The following is a 15,212-nucleotide window of genomic DNA, read 5'->3' on the forward strand; positions in this document are numbered from 1 at the left end:
AAAAGCCGGGCATCTTTACCTGGTTGAAAGGGGATCAATGATGAGAAAAGCGGCTTCTATGATTGTTTGTCTCATTTGTTTCTTAGTGTTACTTACAGGCAGTGTTATTGTAGAAAAGCAGGGATCTAACCTCGATTTTTCCTTCGATAATAAGGGGCAGTACACCGGATTCAATAGCTTACCATCCAGATACACACTGGAAATGGCCCAACATGCCGGATATTACGTCATAAGTGATTCGAAGGTTGTTGCCAATGGCGGTTTGTGGGATGATTTTATTGCGGCTTCTTCCCAAGGGAAAAATTCATCTCTCCGCGTGGTAGCATTCTATTCAGAGAATGGAAATAGCCCCTTCTTTGCCGACTTATTCTACAAGGATGATTACTACTATTTGTTTGATTCCAGTGCGGATGAATTGAGTAAAAAGCCCTTTAAGCATCTTTTGATCCTGGAAGGGCGGTTCGGTAATCCGTCAAAAGATAGTGGGGTAATCGTATTGGCTAACGATAGCTCTCTTACCTTTGATATGATAATCTCCAGCATGGTGTCAAGTAACTATGAATATATCAAAAGCATACCGGAATACAAGCTTATTATGTTTCGATAAATTGAAGTAGTAAGACCGGCAATTAAGGAACGAGAATTGGAGTTTTCATATAAAGCGTGGTAAACTATAAAAATAGTAATTATTTTATCAAGACCTTATGAGTTTTTAAACAGAAAGGAAAAGGCTATGAAAAAATCCAACAGTAAGTTTATCCTCGCTGCAATTTGGATAGCGTTCATTTTAATCTCCTATTATTTTGCGCTCGTTCCCATCAACCTGCAATCTCCCGGTTTTTGGGTGTTTTTGATTTATGTTTTGGGGATAGGTGCCGGGCTGTTCTTGCTTCATCAAATATTTGTGGAAAAAAGACTCACCCTCACAAAGCATATTGGCTCCTATCTCGTTATGGCTACCCTGCTTGTGACCATTGTTGGCGGGATTATGTTCCTTTACTCCATGCCCATCTTCCATGCCAAAACTTACGCCAATCTTATTAACAAGCAAGAAGGAGATTTTGCCAAGGATGTAGCGGAACTTCCCATTAATCAAATTCCCACAGTAGACCGGGATACTGCCTTGAGGCTTGGCGACCGGAAGATGGGTGAGATCGTCGAGTTGGTTTCCCAATTCAATGTAGCTCCCGATTACACGCAAATCAATTATCAAGGAAAACCGGTCCGGGTATCTCCTTTGCAGTATGCAGACTTCTTTAAATGGCTGAATAACACCAAAGAGGGACTTCCCAGCTATATCAGGGTGGATATGGTCACTGGAGTCGTGGATCTCGTTACCCCGGAACAAAGCATCAAATACTCTGAGAGTGAGCTCTTCTTTAAAAATGTGCGGCGTTATCTGCGGATGAACTATCCTATGGATATCTTTGGCGATTTCAGCTTCGAAATCGATGAACAAGGAGTACCTTATTGGATTGTTTCTGTGCGGTATAATACCATTGGACTCTTTGGGGGAACGGATATTAAGGAAGTTATCATGCTTAATGCGACCACCGGTGACCATCAGAAGCTTAAATTAGAAGAGGTTCCGGAATGGGTGGACCGGGTCTATGATGCCGATCTTGTCATTGGTCAGGTTAATTATAACGGTCGCTATCAAAACGGCTTTATCAACTCGATTTTTGGTCAGAAGGGTGTTCTTGCCACCACCGAAGGGTATAATTACCTGGCTCTCAACGACGATGTATATCTGTATACAGGGATCACTTCCGTGGTGCGGGATGAATCCAACATCGGATTTATCCTGATCAATATGCGGACGAAAGAAACCACGTTCTACAGCATTCCCTCTGCCGAAGAATACTCGGCTATGGACAGCGCTCAAGGGGCAGTTCAGGAGAAACGCTATTTATCCACTTTCCCTCTTCTCCTTAATATTGAAGGTGAGCCGGTCTATTTTATGTCTTTAAAGGATGCGGCAGGGTTAATCAAGATGTATGCACTGGTGGATGCTCAGAATTACCAAAAGGTTATTGTGGGGAACTCGGTTGAAGAGGTTGTAAAATCATTTACCGGCAGAACTGGAACGGTGACAGAGCCTACGCCTGAGGAACCGAAAGAAGAGTTCGGCATCCAAGGGAAAATCACAGATATTAAGAGCGTGGTTATGGATGGCAACACCTATTTCTACATCCTTCTCGATGGCCGGAGCGATGTCTTCATAGCCAATGTCAAAGTCTCAGAAAAATTACCCTTCTTAAAAATTGGTGATGAAATCCAAGGTCAATATGTGGAGAGATATAAGGGAGTTCATGAGATAGTTAGGTTGCAGTAGAGGTTAGGATATGACATTTTATAGAGTATCGCTGACTGTTCGATCAGGAACAGAGCGATACTCTTTTTTTACCCGCCTTCTATTGACAAGCCCATGTGGGGATCGGCTTATAGTTCCAATTGAACCTGGTAGGTCTCAAACCAATAATCCAGTTGCACCAGCCAAGCCATCAATTGAGGAACCCCCATAAGCTGGCCAAACCAGGTCTTGTTTTCAGGATTTATAAGGCGATTGAGCACATCCTTTTGCAATAGTTCCGCCAGTACTCCGCTGCCGGAGCCCAGACGCTTGCGGAAAAGATGGAATACCAGCTGTTCATAATGAGGGTCATGGGTTTTGGGGAAGGGGCTTTTTTTACGATAGAGGATTTTATCGGGGAGATAGTCTTGCATAGCGGCCCGGAGCAGTGATTTTTCCACACCGCCTTTGAATTTTATCTCCCAAGGGACATTATAGACATACTGGACCAATCGGTGATCTGAAAAAGGAACCCGGACTTCCAAGCCCGAGGCCATACTCATCCGGTCTTTGCGTTCCAGCAAGGAGGTCATAAAGTAATGAATGGAAAGCCAGCTGGCGATGCGGGAATTTCTCATAGTTTCCGATTCGCCGGGGAGCGTAGGGCAAGCTTCCACGCTCCGACGGAAAATTCCCGAAGTATAGTCAAAGCCCTCTTGGGGACGAACCAGTTCGGGCTTGAACAAGCCGATACGGGCATGGGGGTCGTGGATCCAGGGAAAAAAACTGCGTGTGAGCATTTCCGGGCGATAGAACCAGGGGTAGCCTCCGAAAACTTCATCTGAGCATTCTCCGGATAAAGCCACCGTATGGTGGTTTTTTACTTGGCGGCAGTAAAAGAGCAGGGAGGAGTCGATGTCTGCCATCCCGGGATAGTCCCGATAATTTACCGCATCATTCAGGTAGCCTACCAAATCCTCCTTTGTAGCGGTCAGAGTCCGATGATGAGTATGCAAATGCTGGGCCAGATAAAGTGCAAACTCCTCATCCCTTTGAGGCTGGAAGAGAGTCTGCTGAAAATGATCCTTATTTCCTTCATGCTCGAAGGAATAGGTGGCAAGCCGCCGTCCCTCGGCTTTGTATTTTTGGGCCGCCACTGCGGTGATGACTGAAGAATCCAGCCCTCCGGAAAGGAAAGTGCAAAGGGGGACGTCGGAAACCAACTGACGTTCAATGGCATCCACCAAAAGACCCCGGGTGGTTTCCACGATAGTATCTTCACTGTCCCTATTCTCATAAGCTTCCAGGGTCCAATAGTTGGAGATCTTCAGCCCTTCTTCAGGAGATCCCGGAGTAGGAGTATAAAAAGCATGGGAGGCAGTGGGCAGCTCGGAGATACCCTTAAAGATAGCGGTGCCCTCTTCCTTGACAGGCATCATATAGAGAAGCTGCCACAAGCCTTGGTGATCCAGTTGGGGCTGCACTTGGGGATGCTTAAGGAGGGCTTTGATTTCCGAAGCGAAGAGCAGGGCATCCTCCACAAAGGTGTAGAAAAAAGGCTTGACGCCGAAGCGGTCGCGGGAAAGATAGGCCCTTTTTTCTTTAGAGTCGTAGATCACAAAGGAATAGATACCGTTAAGCTTGCTGGAGCATTGTTCTCCCCAGAGGATATAGGAGTACAGCACCACTTCCGTATCACAATAGGTTCTGAACTTAACTCCAAGCTTAAGGAGTTCTTGGCGTAAATCCCCGGTGTTGTAAAGCTCTCCATTGTAGACGATGGTATATTCGTAGCCCTCGTGGCTGGCGGTCATGGGCTGCCTGCCCTTTTCGATGTCGATAATGGCTAAACGGTTATGTTGAAAAGCAAAATGATCTCCATAATAAAGGCCGTTTTGGTCCGGCCCTCGATGAATTAAAGTTTTTCCCATAGTGTTAAGAGTTTGTATCTCCTGGGGAGAAATTTTTCGGGTAAAATTCAATAAACCAAGAATGGAACACATGAACCAGCACCTCACAAGCAAAAATAACAAAGAAGTACCCGTCAGAGTACTCCTTTGTCTCAGAATCAATATATGTGAGAGAGGAAGAACCGTGCCTCTATGAAAACAAATTTTGGTTTTGCTATGAATACAGCATGCATGAAGTCCTTGTATTGACAGCGGACTTTCACAAAGTATATATTAGGTATAGAACAAAGGCGTTCTAAGGACCCTAATAGGGAGCTTAGTGCGCCCTTTTTTATAGGTATCAGGTTTCCATGCCTTTTAGCGGCAGCGCAGAGGGATAAAACCGGTTATTTCACCCATTTGGAAAGGAGAGCTTAATCATGGGGTTTACTAAAGAAGAGTGTCTTAAGTATGTAGGAGAAAATGATGTCCGCTTTATCCGTATGCAATTCACAGATATTTTTGGCCAGATGAAAAATATCGCCATAACCCATAACCAGCTTGCTCAGGCCTTGGATGAGGGTGTGCTGTTTGACGGCTCGGCGGTTAAAGGGTTTGCAGGGGTTGAGGCTTCGGATATGCTTCTTCTTCCCGACCCTGGTACATTCACCATTATTCCCTGGCGTCCTCAGCAGGGGAAGGTAGCAAGAATCATTTGCGATGTGAAGAATCACGATGGCTCTCAATTTGAGGGGGATCCCCGCTATATTCTTAAGCGAACCTTGAAAAAAGCTCAGGACTTAGGTTATGTATTCCAGGTGGGCCCGGAATGTGAATTCTTTTTATTCCATACGGACAGTGAAGGGCAGCCCACCACAACGACCCACGACACTGCCGGGTATTGTGATTTAGCCCCTATCGATCAGGGAGAAAATACCCGTCGGGAAATTTGTTTAGTTCTGGAAGAGATGGGGTTCGAAATAGAGACCTCTCATCATGAATCTGCTGCAGGGCAACATGAAATTGATTTCAAATATTCTGATGCCTTGATGGCGGCGGATCATATTATGACCTTCAAATATGTAGTGAAAATTGTGGCGCAAAGGAACGGCCTTCATGCCACCTTTATGCCCAAACCTCTTCCCGGAGTCAATGGTTCGGGGATGCACATCAATATGTCCTTAGCCAAAGAGGGAAACAATGTATTTAATCACCCTGAAAAACCTGGTGAGCTCTCCGAAACAGCGAAGCAATTCATTGCCGGATTATTGGAGCATATCAAGGGGATTACAGCCATTGCCAATCCTTTGGTCAACTCCTATAAACGCTTAACCCCCGGCTATGAAGCACCTGTCCATATTGCCTGGTCCCCGATGAACCGCAGTCCGCTGCTGCGGGTGCCGTCCCCACGAGGAGCGGGAACCCGTCTTGAACTGCGCAGCCCTGATCCCAGCTGCAATCCCTATCTGACCTTGGCATTACTCCTGGAAGCCGGTCTGGACGGACTCCAACGGGAAATGAAGGTGCCTGAGCCTGTTAATGTGAATATCTATCACCTTACCCCGGAGCAGGAAAAGTCTCTGAATCTGGAGCGCTTACCCTCCAATCTGCTCATGGCTCTTGAAGAGATGCAAAAAGATCCCTTGATTCAATCCACCTTAGGCGGGCATATTTTTACCAAGTACACTGCGGCCAAGGCTAGAGAATGGAAAGCTTATGATGATATGGTCCATCAATGGGAGATTGACAGTTATCTCAAAGCTTATTAGATAGGGAACCCTGCATAAGGGGGGATGAGTTATGAGCGCAGGGAATGTCCTCATCGTCTGTGGAAAATCTGAAGTGGCCGGCAGCATAGAAAACACACTTATCAAAGAGGGGTACCATCCGGTCAACTGCGCTCATTCAGCCAATGAGGCACGACGGCAGTTTTTTTTCGCACAGCCGGATTTGATCATCGTGAGTACGCCCCTTCCTGATGAGCAAGGGATTGATTTAGTCTTTGATGCCCATGAGAAAACTTCGGCTGGAATTATTGTTATAGCGCGGCCGGAGCAGGTGTCCCATATGCAGGATGCCCTGGAATCCACAGGGGCGATGATTCTGCCTAAACCCATCAACCGCCTTACTTTGATTCAAAGCGCCCGCTTTGCATTATCTGTAAGGAACTCCATGTATCAGTTAAGAAGTGAGCGGGATCAGCTCAAAAAGCGCATGGATGAGCGTAAGATTATCGAACAAGCCAAATGGCTGCTGGTGGAAAAGGTAAACATGAGTGAACCGGAGGCCTTCCGTCATATCCAGAAAAAAGCGATGGATTTGCGCCTTCCCCAACTCCAGGTGGCTGAAGAGATCATCAAGGACTATACTTAAAAGGAGAAACCCTCGAGAGGGTTTCTCCTTTGGCTACTGCGCCGTATTGGCTGATTGTACAAAATCTTTAAGAGCCCGTTCTGCCAGGGGACGGGCAATCATTGTCCGGGGCCCGTTAATGCAGCCGCCCTCACAAGCCATGCATTCCAGAAAACCTTTGTCCTCGTTCTTGACATGGGTTTCCAGGGCTTTCAGACTGTTTTGAATCCCCTCGGTCTGATAGGTAGGGGGAGCATCCTTGCCCAGATAAGCGCTGAGTGCCGCAGCCACCCCTCCCGCTTTGGAGAACTCCCGGGCAAAGGAGCTGGGTCCGGTTAAAACTTGAGTGGGCTCTTCGGCAGGATCGATACCTTCATAGTCGAACCAGACCAGCAACTCTTCAAAGGTAAGCACAAAATCCACTTTAGTCTCAGGCCGCTTTCCTTCTTCTTTTTTGGCAATACAGGGGCCGATAAAGGCGACCTTTGCTTCAGGATTCTCTTCCTTAAGGATATGGGCAACCTGGGCCATAGGGGAGAGGGTGGTAGAAATATGGTGGAATAAATCAGGCTTTTCTTTTATAACGGCACTAACATAAGCCGGGCAGCAGGAACTGGTCATGAATTCTTTTCCGTGGGCCAGGCGTTCATCATATTCCCGGGCTTCCAATTCAATGGTGCGATCGGCTCCCAGGGCAGCTTCCAGAACATCTTTGAAACCCAGCTTTAAAAGGGCTGACTTCACCTGTCCTGGTGAAACTTTTCTTCCGAATTGCCCTACAAAGGCCGGTGCGATGACAGCATAGACCGTGTTCGACCGTTTGCGCAGTTCCTCAAAAAGGTTGACAAGCTGAGAGGATTCAGCTACGGCTCCGAAAGGGCAGCTGACAATGCACTTTCCGCAGCTTGTACAATGGGCTTCCGCAATACTGGCAATACGATCCTCCCGGACTGAGATCGCTTTGGTGGGGCAACTGTCTTCACAGGGCCGCCGATGTTCGATGATGGCATGATATGGACAGTTCCGGGCGCAAAGACCGCACTCTACACAGCGGGTCTGGTCAATAAAAGCTTTATTGTTAATAAAGAGAATCGCTTTTTTAGGGCAGTTGGAGAAACAGAAATGGCCAACGCAATTTTGGCAATGGTCGGTTACACTATAGCGGTGCATTTCACATCCGTTGCACCCTTCCTTGAGAACACGTACCACCGGACCTTCATCCGGTTCAAGTACAGCTTTTAAACGTTCTTCAATAACAGCCCGCTCTTTATGGATACAGCAACGGTAACGGGGCGTTCCATCGGGAATAATCAGACGAGCCAAGGTCGCGCGGTCATTGCGGTCCTGGTCACGACTGACCCAGTCCAAGGCAGATTTTAAGACTTGGCGGCGGATATTTAAAATTTCTGATCGGGCCATAGCCGGCTTCCCCCTTAATAGATTAATTTATTTAATCTTTAAAATTAAGAAACTACTTATTTAGTATAATTCCTTCTAAAAGAAGTGTAGCAATTGAGGGATAAGAATTCAATGAAGATGTGAAATGTTTAACTTGGAAGTTTATTTCCTCAATAGAATATTTTCAAAAAATGACAGGGGATTGGCCCTGTTTCCCTACAGAAAAAGAGTTTTGCCTCGATGACCATTCCTTCCTTTATGGAAGATATGATCCTTTGCACAAAACTCTTTACACTCTGCGGCTATCCAATACCTTTATTGATTATTGTTGTTGGTCCTTTCTGGTTTCGAGGATTTCCTTAATGGCCAGATTGGAAGCGTCAAAACGAACCGAAGCATCCGTATCCAAAGGAATAATATGTTTTTCTTCGATGCATTTGTCACAGGCCATCATTGTATATCCTGCTTCGTAATTTTCCGAGAGTTTACCCTCCGGATAATAAGGGATTTGGTGAACTTCCCAGGCGAGACAGGTTTCTCCGCATACATCACAGGATAATTCGGTGCGCAGCATGCTGGTTCCTTCGCCTTTCATCATGAGACCGATAGTGTATTTTACCACAAAGTTACTTTTAAGATCAGAAAGACTTTTTGCCATTAGGTACTCCTCCTCTGATAATGGTCGACATCATCCATTATACAGTATTTGTGCTGAAGATTCATCCGTCACCTGCTTCAAATCCCCTTCAAAGCAGGTGTTGGATCTATAAAATATAATTCGCATAAGTATAAGTTTTTTCTATTGTAAGATAGTCCTACGGTGACGGGGACCAAGCAGACAGCTTTATCGACTTTGTTCAGACTGTATGTTTCTATCGGCTGCTTGAGCGTGACGCTTAATGAGCTGATTTCCCACCCAGGCGGCTATTCCACCTTTAATCAGATCGCCGGCAATGAAGGGGAGAAAGCCTGTGGTGATGACGAGAGCCATGGTGGTGGGTTTATGGAGAACAAAATGCATGACCAGATAAAAATAGGTTAAGCCAATGATATATAAAGCAATAATACCGCCTAGAACGGCCAGTAGGGCGGATAAGAGATTTTGCCGGTTGTAGAGTTTACCCACCACATAAGCGGCGGCAATATCCCCCGGGAGGTAGCCAAAGGAAGGCTTTAATACATAGCCTATGCCGCCAAAAGGTGGGCTGGCAAAGACCGGCAAGCCCAATAAACCGAGAAATACATAGACTATGACAGCTAAGCTTCCGTATTTGGGTCCTAAGATCAGGCCGGCTAAGAAGACAAAGACAGGGAGAATACTGAAAGGAACTAAGGCTGGGGAAGCCCAGCGCATGATCATACCTGCTAAACATAAAAGAGCAGCCATAGCCGCAGTCTTGGCTAAATGTTGGGCGTTCATTGAGGAACATCCTTTCTAATAACATATTGTAAACTTAACTGGTGAATTTAAGTTTACAATATGTTATTATAACTGACAAGAGATTTTTTTACATATCAGATTCCCATATCTCATGGCAGAATCGCTGATGGCCGGGAATATTGGTTGGATTTAGGTAGTAGTATATGGAGTGTAAAACTATGACGAAATCACTGGAAGGAAGAACCCTCAGCTTTGGCATAATTCAGGAAATTAATTTTACCCTCCACCAAGGGGAAGCTATTGCCTTAATGGGGCCTAATGGAGCAGGTAAATCCACCTTGGCCCGGCTCCTTGCCGGTTTCCAGGAACCCGCTTCGGGGGAGCTTAATTTGTTCAAGGATGGCCGGGAAATTCCCTGGACGGAGGTTCGGCGCTGGCAGGAGATTGGGATCATTGGTCAGCATCCCAGAAGACAGACCATCGGAGCGACGGTTGGAGAAGAGCTGGGCTTTGGACTTTTGAACTTGGGTTATGAAGTGAAGAAGGTTCAGGAGATGGTCAAGGAATTGGCTTTCCGGATGGGTCTTGAAGGTAAACTCAATCAATCCCCCGCCACCCTTTCCGGAGGAGAGCGGCAACGCTTGGTGCTGGGGGCTGTCCTTGCTCTCAATCCGGCGTTTCTATTGCTGGATGAGGCCTTAAGCATGTTGGATAGACTGGCTCAGGACGCTTGTCTGAAACTGTTGGAGGAAAAAGGGAAATCCATGGGGCAGCTTTGGATTACTCATGATCCGCAGTTAGCGGCAAAAGCAGATCGTCTCTGGGTTATGAAGGAAGGGAAACTATGGGATATGGGGAAGCCTCAAAAGGCACTCAAGGATGAAACCCTTTGTAAAGAGTACGGGATTCGTGTTTTATATCCAGGTGATTTTCCGGCCTGCCCTTCAATTGGTGAGAAGATCGGGGAGAAGTATCAAAGAGTGCAGAAATTAAGGTGTGCAGAGGGACTCTCCGAAGGCACTGCATCAGGGAACTCTGTTCTGGAGTGGCAGGAAGCGGAGTATGGCTTGCGGCTGCAACTTACAGAAAAAATAAAAGAGAAGAGCTTTCTCGCAGTACTAGGTCCCTCAGGAGCGGGAAAGTCCACTCTTCTCGAAAGTGCCATAGGACTCATTCATCCTTCCCAAGGGAAATTTCTGGCCTTTGGTCAGGAAGCGACCCGTAAAAGTGGACATTTGAGGCAGAAAGCCCGCCTCCTTCTTCAAGAACCTGGAGAATACATCATCGGCAGTACGGTTTATGATGAAGTGTTTTACCTTCAGAATAAAAAGGAGAGGAAAGCCAAGGCTCAGCGCAACGAAGAGTATCTCCAAGTATTTGGGATACCCCTGGAAAAGGCCCTGGCCTATCCGGAGCTTTTAAGCGGAGGGGAACGGCAACGGGTGGCTCTAGCCGCGGCATTGGAATCTTTACCAGAAATCCTCTTGCTGGATGAACCCTTGCTGGGCTTGGATTATGTTGGACGGAGTATGGTTCTGGATCTTTTACAGGACCTAAAAGGCAGCATGACCATCTTATACATCACCCACGATTGGCCGGAGGTTCGAGAACTGGCGGATGAAGTATGGCTGGTGGAAGAGGGACGAATGACCTACAAGTGCAAGAGAAAAAAAGATGGAATTATGGAAATCGATGATGAGAGGCTTAAGGAGGCAGGGGTCCGTTGTTAGAAAGAGGACTTTATCACCCCGGTGAAAGTACATGGCATAAAATAGACCCCCGGTTAAAAATCGGGGGTCTCGTTACCCTGGGGTTATTAATGACCATCGTGGATTGGAGAGGATTGCTCTGTCTCACGGGGGGACTCTTCGTCATTCTTTGTCTCTGTCCTCTCCCTCTTAAAGCCTTTCAATCCGTCATTAAGGCAGGGATCGTGTTAGGATTTTTCTATACCTTAATCATGGGTTGGCATTGGGAAGATGGCTGGATCTTCTGGGAAGGATACTGGTCCAGAGAAGGAATACTTCAGGGGCTGATTATGAGCTGGCGGATTCTTCTCGTTTTCCTTTTAACGAGAATTTTTGCGGCCTTTACCTTACCCTCAGAACAAGGAATAGGAATCGCTTTCTTTTTCACACCCTTTTATCGCCTTACCCCTAAGGCAGCAGATTTTGCCCTCTTAATTACTTTGACCCTGCGCTTTATCCCTTTGCTGCTGGAGGAGGCTGCTTTGCTTTATAAAGCCCGCCTGGCTAAGGGGAATTTATCCGTAAAATGGACAGGGAGGATAAAGGAGCTAGCGGCTCTTTTGCTCCCCCTGCTTCGAATTACATTGCGACGGGCTGAAGAGGTGGCAGAAAATCTCGTGGCACGGGGTTATGTTTCCGGCGGTTACCGTGCCTTGGGAACAAAGGAGTGGGAGGAAAGGGATAGTTGGGGAGCTGTGGTTCTAATACTATGGTGCATGGGGACTTTGCTTATTGAGCAATTCTGGAGGTCGTAGTGATCGTGCGCACGATAAGGGGTTCGGGTGCCTATGAAGAATAAAAGTTGTCAGATAATATGCCGCCTACCCACTAGTAACCTCCACTATTTTCCGTTATTATAGTGCATAGGTATTATGTGGATTTTTTAGAAACGAAGAAGCGGGTTAACTCAGGGGTTAGGAAAAGGGAGAGCGAATGAGTATGTGAAACTTCTGATTAGCCAAATTGAGCAGTGAGGAGCAGAAAAAATGAAATTAATTCGAGCAGGGGTCTTTTTTCTAATGGCTGCCTTGGTTTTAGGCGGTTGTGCTAGTCAAAGCTATTCCGAGAATGTGGTCGCTGTTGTCAATGGAGAAACGATTACCAAAGAAGAGATCGCTGAAGTAATTAAGGAGAGGAAACTACTTATTGATTTAACTGAAGCCTTGCGGTTAGTTAATGGAGAAAGCAGTATGCCGCAAAGAGAGGCCATGATCCAAGCCTTCGGAATTAATGAAGGGGATATGACGCCGGGTCAGAAAAGATTCTTTGAGGGTATTGAACGATCCTCTGCTAAGATACCGACCGAGAATGAAGCTCTGAATATTCTGCTTGTGGAGGAAGTCCTTCATCAGGAGGCAGTCAAGGAAGGTCATGATGCGTCTATCGATAAAGTCAGAGAGATCATGGAAGAAAGCAAAAGGATAAACATGGAGGCTATGTCTCAAAACGAGGAAGCACTAAAAGAATACAATGAATATGTGGAAAAAACTGCGTCAATTTATCATCAGTATGGGTTTGCATCCGAGGATGACTATTTAAACAAACGCATTGATAGAACGGCTCGAGCCATGGCCATCAATACCATGAACTATGAGTTCGACAAAGTTATGACAGATAAGCTTCCCAATATTGACCTTCCCCAGATGGAACGGGGAAATGCCTGGGAGGATTATGGGGAATATCTCTTGAGCAAAGCCAAAGTTAAAATCCTTAAACCGGAATACCAAATCGAACATTACGGAGAATCGTGGAGTCATGGCAAGCTTAATCTAAAAGCAGCTTCTAAGTAAGAAAGGACATTGTAAAATTTTGTCATGTGGAAACCGCATGGTATACTATGGTGAAACAAAAAGTATAAAGGGTCAGAATATCATTATGATATTTGCAAACATAGGGAGAGTGCACCATGTCCAGAGATCAACAACCTGATGAAAATGGCGTAAATGACGTACGCTATACCTATAAAGACTATCTAACCTGGGCCAAGACCCAACCTGGTGAGATCCTCAACGGAGTACCCTATGGCAGAAGTCCGGCTCCCTCCATACACTATCTGGAGGTATTGGGTGAGCTGTACATGGCCTTTGCTCTTTATCTGAGGGAAAAACCGGGGAAAGTGTTTCTTTTTCCATTTGATGTGCGGCTGCCTGGTGATGCTGATCAAAAAGATGAGGATATCCCCACTGTTGTGCAGCCGGATCTTACTGTGATCTGTGAACTGTCGAAAGTGGATGAGGGAGGGTGTAAAGGAGCGCCTGATCTCATCATCGAGATATTAGCAGAGGACACTATGCATAGAGATTTGTATTTAAAGCTGCGCATCTACGAAAAGGCGGGAGTCCCTGAATATTGGGTAGTTCATCCTAGGGATCGGACAGTTCTCACATTTAAATTAAAGGAGGGGGCTTATGATACCCCCAAATTTTATAAAGCTTCTGATGAAGTTCCTGTAGGGTTATTCCCGGATCTTATCATTCCCCTTGCTGAGATTTTCCGCTGATGGAAGGCTTGGCGTGGTCTCGGTGATACCAAGAAAAGCATAAAAAAAGGACTGTCTCTCTGACAGTCCTCTTTTTATGCTTTGTTAGATGAGCAACCCGAACAGTTCGGGATTATCGTTGATGCGTGTATACTGGAAGCCCTTTTTATCCATTCTTTCAATCAAGGGTTGGTAATCTTCCTTACGGGAGAGCTCAATACCAATGAGTGTTGGGCCTTTTTCCTTATTATTGGATTTGGTGTACTCAAAGCGGGCAATATCATCATTAGGACCTAGGACTTCCCCGACAAATTCTTTTAGGGCACCGGGGCGCTGAGGGAAGTTGACAATGAAATAATGTTTGAGTCCCTGATCCAGTAAGGAACGCTCCTTAATTTCAGGAGTTCTTTCAATATCATTATTGCCCCCGCTGATGATGCAGACGACATTTTTGCCTTTGATCTTATCCTTATAGGTCTCCAGAGCTGCGATGGAAAGAGCACCCGCCGGTTCAACCACAATGGCACTATCGTTATACATTTCCAGGATGGTGGTGCATACTTTTCCTTCTGTGACCACGATGACATCTGCGAGAACCTCGCGGCAGATTTCAAAAGTAAGATCTCCTACTCGTTTTACAGCGGTACCATCCACAAATCCATCGATGTGGGGTAAGGTGATTACTTCACTTTGGGCTAAGGCTTGCTTCATGGAAGCTGCACCGACAGCTTCCACGCCAATGACCTGGGTTTTGGGACTTAAGCTTTTCATGGCAATTCCCACGCCGGACATAAGGCCGCCGCCGCCGACACCGCCCACAATATAGTCAACGGGCGCTTCCATATCATTAAGAATCTCCATGGCAATGGTTCCTTGACCTGCGATGACTAAAGGATCATCAAAAGGATGAACAAAGGTCTTATTAGCTTCTTCACAATGAGCCTTCGCTTTATTGAAAGCGTCATCGAAGGTATCACCGATCTGAATCACTTCCACAAAATCTCCTCCAAAGCGTTTGATGGAAGAGATTTTTTGCTTTGGTGTAGTGGAGGGCACATAGATACTTCCTTTAATACCCAGGATTTTGCAGGAATGAGCGACTCCCTGGGCATGGTTCCCCGCACTGGCACAAACGACACCGCTGTTAAGCCGTTCTTGGGGAATACTATGGATCATATTATAAGCTCCCCGGAGCTTGAAGGAACGGACCACTTGAAGATCTTCCCGTTTTAAGAAAACATTGCATTGGTATTTCTCTGAAAGAAGGTCATGACGATGCAAAGGTGTTTTATTGATAACCCCTTTTAAGGTTTGACCGGCTCTGAGAATATCCTCTAGGACGACTTTTTCCATATAAAAGATTTACCCCTTTCCACATTCCTACAGTATCCTTCATCACCATCGATGAGTTATATAACAGATTATTTTATTAATATTACTCTTGCTTTTGCCCTTAGTCAACCTTAACCTGATCTAAAAATAAGGTCCAAACTACAAAGCAAAGAGGAATTATGCTACAATTTACTCAGGATAGTGTGGATTTGTCATTGGATAAGGCCGGACTATGGCGTTTTAATATGAAAGGACGAAGGAGGGTTTGGTATGCCTTGGTTATATCGAATTGTATGGTCCCTGGCGATCATTTTTTTCATTTTGGCCGTTGTCGTTTTTT

13 protein-coding genes are annotated in these 15,212 nt (G+C 45.9%); 8 read left to right on the plus strand and 5 right to left on the minus strand.

What is annotated here, in order from left to right; all coding sequences use genetic code 11:
• The first annotated feature begins 37 nt into the window (after positions 1–37).
• Positions 38–607, plus strand: a complete 570-nt coding sequence (locus tag DESPCE1_RS0104370; protein WP_028305456.1) for a hypothetical protein — start codon at positions 38–40, stop codon at positions 605–607.
• A 126-nt stretch (positions 608–733) separates the two neighbouring features.
• Complete coding sequence (locus tag DESPCE1_RS0104375; protein ID WP_019849617.1) at positions 734–2,335, plus strand: hypothetical protein; 1,602 nt, start codon at positions 734–736, stop codon at positions 2,333–2,335.
• Positions 2,336–2,442: 107 nt separating this feature from the next.
• Here DESPCE1_RS0104375 and asnB read toward each other — a convergent pair whose 3' ends face one another.
• Complete coding sequence (gene asnB / locus DESPCE1_RS0104380) at positions 2,443–4,296, minus strand: asparagine synthase (glutamine-hydrolyzing) (RefSeq protein WP_019849618.1); 1,854 nt, start codon at positions 4,294–4,296, stop codon at positions 2,443–2,445.
• Positions 4,297–4,622: 326 nt separating this feature from the next.
• Here asnB and glnA point away from each other — a divergent pair, with 326 nt between their 5' ends.
• Together glnA and DESPCE1_RS0104390 are read left to right on the plus strand one after the other, a co-directional pair.
• Positions 4,623–5,951 carry a type I glutamate--ammonia ligase gene (gene glnA / locus DESPCE1_RS0104385; RefSeq protein ID WP_019849619.1) on the plus strand — a complete coding sequence of 443 codons (1,329 nt, stop codon included), beginning with the start codon at positions 4,623–4,625 and terminating at the stop codon, positions 5,949–5,951.
• Positions 5,952–5,982: 31 nt separating this feature from the next.
• Positions 5,983–6,555, plus strand: coding sequence for an ANTAR domain-containing response regulator (locus tag DESPCE1_RS0104390; protein WP_014792842.1), 573 nt, complete (start codon positions 5,983–5,985; stop codon positions 6,553–6,555).
• A gap of 33 nt (positions 6,556–6,588) precedes the next feature.
• Here the strand turns inward: DESPCE1_RS0104390 and DESPCE1_RS0104395 are convergent, their stop codons facing one another.
• The 3 genes from DESPCE1_RS0104395 to DESPCE1_RS0104405 form a co-directional block, all read right to left on the minus strand.
• Entirely contained in the window at positions 6,589–7,953 is a 1,365-nt protein-coding gene (locus DESPCE1_RS0104395; RefSeq protein ID WP_019849620.1) for a monomeric [FeFe] hydrogenase, read from the minus strand.
• Between the two features lie 301 nt (positions 7,954–8,254).
• Positions 8,255–8,590: a hypothetical protein gene (locus tag DESPCE1_RS0104400; RefSeq protein WP_014792844.1), complete on the minus strand. Its 336-nt coding sequence runs from the start codon at positions 8,588–8,590 to the stop codon at positions 8,255–8,257.
• Between the two features lie 186 nt (positions 8,591–8,776).
• Positions 8,777–9,352 carry a biotin transporter BioY gene (locus DESPCE1_RS0104405; protein WP_014792845.1) on the minus strand — a complete coding sequence of 192 codons (576 nt, stop codon included), beginning with the start codon at positions 9,350–9,352 and terminating at the stop codon, positions 8,777–8,779.
• 179 nt (positions 9,353–9,531) lie between these two features.
• Between DESPCE1_RS0104405 and DESPCE1_RS0104410 the strand changes: the two genes are divergently transcribed.
• From DESPCE1_RS0104410 to DESPCE1_RS0104425, 4 genes are all read left to right on the plus strand, one after another.
• Entirely contained in the window at positions 9,532–11,043 is a 1,512-nt protein-coding gene (locus DESPCE1_RS0104410; protein ID WP_019849621.1) for an ABC transporter ATP-binding protein, read from the plus strand.
• Positions 11,037–11,816 (plus strand): energy-coupling factor transporter transmembrane protein EcfT, encoded by a 780-nt coding sequence (locus DESPCE1_RS0104415; protein ID WP_019849622.1) that lies wholly within the window; start codon positions 11,037–11,039, stop codon positions 11,814–11,816. Before DESPCE1_RS0104410 ends, DESPCE1_RS0104415 begins: the two co-directional genes overlap by 7 nt.
• A gap of 231 nt (positions 11,817–12,047) precedes the next feature.
• Entirely contained in the window at positions 12,048–12,851 is an 804-nt protein-coding gene (locus DESPCE1_RS0104420; RefSeq protein ID WP_014792848.1) for a hypothetical protein, read from the plus strand.
• 116 nt (positions 12,852–12,967) lie between these two features.
• Complete coding sequence (locus tag DESPCE1_RS0104425; protein ID WP_019849623.1) at positions 12,968–13,561, plus strand: Uma2 family endonuclease; 594 nt, start codon at positions 12,968–12,970, stop codon at positions 13,559–13,561.
• Between the two features lie 84 nt (positions 13,562–13,645).
• Here the strand turns inward: DESPCE1_RS0104425 and ilvA are convergent, their stop codons facing one another.
• The gene (gene ilvA / locus DESPCE1_RS0104430; protein ID WP_019849624.1) at positions 13,646–14,893 is read right to left on the minus strand and encodes a threonine ammonia-lyase IlvA; all 1,248 of its coding nucleotides are present in this window, start codon (positions 14,891–14,893) and stop codon (positions 13,646–13,648) included.
• Positions 14,894–15,212: the final 319 nt, after the last annotated feature.

This window comes from Desulfitobacterium sp. PCE1 (genome assembly GCF_000384015.1).
GTDB lineage: Bacteria > Bacillota > Desulfitobacteriia > Desulfitobacteriales > Desulfitobacteriaceae > Desulfitobacterium > Desulfitobacterium dehalogenans.

Excerpts from the sequence above, each read along its gene's own strand:
- DESPCE1_RS0104390 (WP_014792842.1), top strand. The coding sequence starts at position 5,983 with ATGAGCGCAGGGAATGTCCTCATCGTCTGTGGAAAATCTGAAGTGGCC.
- DESPCE1_RS0104420 (WP_014792848.1), top strand. The coding sequence starts at position 12,048 with ATGAAATTAATTCGAGCAGGGGTCTTTTTTCTAATGGCTGCCTTGGTT.
- DESPCE1_RS0104370 (WP_028305456.1), top strand. The coding sequence starts at position 38 with ATGATGAGAAAAGCGGCTTCTATGATTGTTTGTCTCATTTGTTTCTTA.
- DESPCE1_RS0104410 (WP_019849621.1), top strand. The coding sequence starts at position 9,532 with ATGACGAAATCACTGGAAGGAAGAACCCTCAGCTTTGGCATAATTCAG.
- DESPCE1_RS0104395 (WP_019849620.1), bottom strand. The coding sequence starts at position 7,953 with ATGGCCCGATCAGAAATTTTAAATATCCGCCGCCAAGTCTTAAAATCT.
- DESPCE1_RS0104405 (WP_014792845.1), bottom strand. The coding sequence starts at position 9,352 with ATGAACGCCCAACATTTAGCCAAGACTGCGGCTATGGCTGCTCTTTTA.
- glnA (WP_019849619.1), top strand. The coding sequence starts at position 4,623 with ATGGGGTTTACTAAAGAAGAGTGTCTTAAGTATGTAGGAGAAAATGAT.
- DESPCE1_RS0104425 (WP_019849623.1), top strand. The coding sequence starts at position 12,968 with ATGTCCAGAGATCAACAACCTGATGAAAATGGCGTAAATGACGTACGC.
- asnB (WP_019849618.1), bottom strand. The coding sequence starts at position 4,296 with ATGTGTTCCATTCTTGGTTTATTGAATTTTACCCGAAAAATTTCTCCC.
- DESPCE1_RS0104375 (WP_019849617.1), top strand. The coding sequence starts at position 734 with ATGAAAAAATCCAACAGTAAGTTTATCCTCGCTGCAATTTGGATAGCG.
- DESPCE1_RS0104400 (WP_014792844.1), bottom strand. The coding sequence starts at position 8,590 with ATGGCAAAAAGTCTTTCTGATCTTAAAAGTAACTTTGTGGTAAAATAC.
- ilvA (WP_019849624.1), bottom strand. The coding sequence starts at position 14,893 with ATGGAAAAAGTCGTCCTAGAGGATATTCTCAGAGCCGGTCAAACCTTA.